Origin of the sequence: Streptomyces sp. NPDC059456 (genome assembly GCF_042750055.1) — a bacterium.
Taxonomy (GTDB): domain Bacteria; phylum Actinomycetota; class Actinomycetes; order Streptomycetales; family Streptomycetaceae; genus Streptomyces.
On the sequence record NZ_JBHYVA010000803.1, the window covers coordinates 1 to 3,566 of the forward strand.

A 3,566-nucleotide genomic window follows, 5' to 3' on the forward strand; every position below is an offset into this window, starting at 1 on the left:
GCCCGGGGCCGGGCAGGGACGGCAGCAGTGCCTCGCACCCCTGCTCGGGGGGTCGCAGCCACACGGCGGCCCCCCGGGGACTTCCCCCGGGGCGTCCCGGCGGAACCGGTGCCGTGATCCGGCGCCCGCCGCCCAGGCCGACGAGGTCCAGGGCGACTCCGCCCCACTCCAGCCAGTCGAGCAGCCCCTCCAGCTCCTCCGCGCTCCCCGGGGCCACCAGGAACCGCATCCGGCTCCCGGCGAGCGCCACCGGACCCGTGGCGAGCGGCCTGCGCAGCAGCTCCGCCCCGGCCCCGGCCGGCAGCTCCAGCACGTCGAACCGCACTCCGGTGACCAGCCGGGCGGGCGGCCCGGCGACGACGGGCCAGCCGAGCACCCCCTCGTACCAGGACGCGTACGCGTCCCGGGGCGGATCCGCGGGTGAATCCTCGGGCGCGACGCGGGGGAGCGGAACGGTGACGGCCATGACCGGAGCAACTCCGCGCACGCCGCGGAGTTACGCAGCGCGCCGGGTTCCATGCGGAACGTAGACATCCGTCGGGGTGCAGTCTCACATTCGGGACGCAATCGTGTTCGCCCGTAGCGGAGGGAACCGGTGCCACCGGCATGGAGTGTCAGTCCTTACGGGTAAGACATTCCTAGTGGATCGGGGCGACACGCTGATTTGGGCGGCTTCCGTTCGCCATCGGCGTACACGTGTGACGGGTATCTGCCTGGCCTGCGGGAACATCGTCTCGCACCATCGGGTTGGAGCAGTTGTCGGCTGTTGAAGCCGGTTTTCCCCACTGACGTGGGGGTGATCGCGGACGGATGTCGGCAGTTGGAATGAGCTGTCCCGCCCCGCGGGACTAGCATGCGGAAGGACAGGGCGGGGACCGACCCCGAACTGCCCGACCGCTCTGAGGAGCGATAAACGATGTTCGAGAGGTTCACCGACCGCGCGCGGCGGGTTGTCGTCCTGGCTCAGGAAGAAGCCCGGATGCTCAACCACAACTACATCGGCACCGAGCACATCCTCCTGGGTCTGATCCACGAGGGTGAGGGTGTCGCCGCTAAGGCCCTGGAGAGCCTCGGGATTTCGCTCGAGGCTGTTCGCCAGCAGGTTGAGGAGATCATCGGTCAGGGGCAGCAGGCCCCGTCCGGCCACATCCCCTTCACCCCGCGGGCGAAGAAGGTCCTGGAGCTTTCGCTCCGAGAGGCCCTCCAGCTCGGCCACAACTACATCGGCACCGAGCACATCCTGCTCGGCCTCATTCGCGAGGGCGAGGGCGTCGCCGCCCAGGTCCTGGTGAAGCTGGGCGCCGATCTCAACCGAGTCCGGCAGCAGGTCATCCAGCTGCTCTCCGGCTACTCCGGCGGAGGCAAGGAGTCGGCCACGGCCGGCGGCCCGGCCGAGGGCACCCCCTCGACCTCCCTCGTCCTGGACCAGTTCGGCCGCAATCTCACGCAGGCCGCCCGCGAATCCAAGCTCGACCCGGTCATCGGGCGCGAGAAGGAGATCGAGCGGGTCATGCAGGTCCTGTCCCGCCGTACCAAGAACAACCCGGTCCTCATCGGCGAGCCCGGCGTCGGCAAGACCGCCGTCGTCGAGGGCCTGGCCCAGGCGATCGTCAAGGGCGAGGTGCCCGAGACCCTCAAGGACAAGCACCTCTACACCCTGGACCTCGGCGCCCTGGTCGCGGGTTCGCGTTACCGCGGTGACTTCGAGGAGCGCCTGAAGAAGGTGCTCAAGGAGATCCGCACCCGCGGCGACATCATCCTGTTCATCGACGAGCTCCACACCCTCGTGGGTGCGGGCGCCGCCGAGGGCGCGATCGACGCCGCCAGCATCCTCAAGCCCATGCTGGCCCGCGGTGAGCTCCAGACCATCGGTGCCACCACGCTGGACGAGTACCGCAAGCACCTCGAGAAGGACGCGGCCCTCGAGCGCCGCTTCCAGCCGATCCAGGTGGCGGAGCCTTCCCTCCCCCACACGATCGAGATCCTCAAGGGGCTGCGCGACCGCTACGAGGCCCACCACCGCGTCTCCATCACGGACGAGGCCCTCGTCCAGGCGGCGACGCTGGCCGACCGGTACATCTCGGACCGCTTCCTGCCGGACAAGGCGATCGACCTGATCGACGAGGCCGGTTCCCGGATGCGCATCCGCCGGATGACCGCACCGCCGGACCTCCGCGAGTTCGACGAGAAGATCGCGGGCGTGCGCCGCGACAAGGAGTCGGCCATCGACTCCCAGGACTTCGAGAAGGCGGCTTCCCTCCGCGACAAGGAGAAGCAGCTGCTGGCGGCGAAGGCCAAGCGCGAGAAGGAATGGAAGGCCGGCGACATGGACGTCGTCGCCGAGGTCGACGGCGAGCTCATCGCCGAGGTCCTCGCGACCGCGACCGGCATTCCCGTCTTCAAGCTCACCGAGGAGGAGTCCTCGCGGCTGCTCCGCATGGAAGACGAGCTCCACAAGCGCGTCATCGGCCAGAAGGACGCCATCAAGGCGCTCTCCCAGGCGATCCGCCGTACCCGTGCGGGTCTGAAGGACCCGAAGCGCCCGGGTGGCTCGTTCATCTTCGCCGGCCCGTCCGGTGTCGGTAAGACCGAGCTCTCCAAGACGCTCGCCGAATTCCTCTTCGGCGACGAGGACGCGCTGATCTCCCTCGACATGTCGGAGTTCAGCGAGAAGCACACGGTTTCCCGCCTCTTCGGTTCGCCCCCCGGCTACGTGGGCTACGAAGAGGGCGGCCAGCTCACCGAGAAGGTGCGCCGCAAGCCGTTCTCCGTCGTCCTCTTCGACGAGGTCGAGAAGGCCCACCCGGATATCTTCAATTCCCTTCTCCAGATCCTGGAGGACGGTCGTCTGACCGACTCCCAGGGCCGGGTCGTGGACTTCAAGAACACGGTCATCATCATGACGACCAACCTGGGTACCCGGGACATCTCGAAGGGCTTCAACCTGGGCTTCGCCGCCCAGGGCGACGTCAAGACCGGCTACGACCGGATGAAGGCGAAGGTCAACGAAGAGCTCAAGCAGCACTTCCGGCCCGAGTTCCTGAACCGTGTCGACGACACGGTCGTCTTCCACCAGCTGTCGCAGGAAGACATCATCCAGATCGTCGACCTGATGATCGCCAAGGTGGACGAGCGCCTGAAGGACCGCGACATGGGCATCGAGCTGAGCGGCGACGCGAAGCTCCTGCTCGCCAAGCGGGGCTACGACCCGATCCTGGGCGCCCGCCCGCTGCGCCGCACCATCCAGCGCGAGATCGAGGACATCCTGTCGGAGAAGATCCTCTTCGGCGAGCTGCGTCCCGGCCACATCGTGGTCGTGGGCAAGGAGGGCGACGGCGAAGACGCCAAGTTCACCTTCCGCGGCGAGGAGAAGTCGGCCCTGCCGGACTTGCCCCCGATCGAGGCCACGGGCTCCGGCCCGGACCTGAGCAAGGGCGCGTAAGCACCCGCAGCGCAGCTGCACGAGGGGCGGGGGGGGGGCCGGGCGCCCGGGGCCGGGGGGCGGCGGGGCGCCGGCTGGCCCCCGCCGGGCCCACGTCTAGCTTGAGTTAAGCCTCTAATTTACA

General features: G+C 68.6%; 2 protein-coding genes. One reads left to right on the forward strand and one right to left on the reverse strand.

Annotation, left to right across the window (positions count from 1 at the left end; all coding sequences use genetic code 11):
• Nucleotides 1-466, reverse strand: a 466-nt coding sequence (locus ACFXA3_RS38720) for an SCO3374 family protein (protein WP_385195428.1), incomplete at its 3' end; no start/stop codon positions are given.
• Between the two features lie 450 nt (nt 467-916).
• On the opposite strand from ACFXA3_RS38720, the gene ACFXA3_RS38725 reads away from it, so the two are divergent.
• Complete coding sequence (locus tag ACFXA3_RS38725; protein ID WP_385195430.1) at nt 917-3,442, forward strand: ATP-dependent Clp protease ATP-binding subunit; 2,526 nt, start codon at nt 917-919, stop codon at nt 3,440-3,442.
• The last annotated feature ends 124 nt before the right edge of the window (nt 3,443-3,566 follow it).

What these genes read in the sequence shown, in the direction of transcription:
- ACFXA3_RS38725 (WP_385195430.1), top strand. Translation starts at nt 917, where the DNA reads ATGTTCGAGAGGTTCACCGACCGCGCGCGGCGGGTTGTCGTCCTGGCT.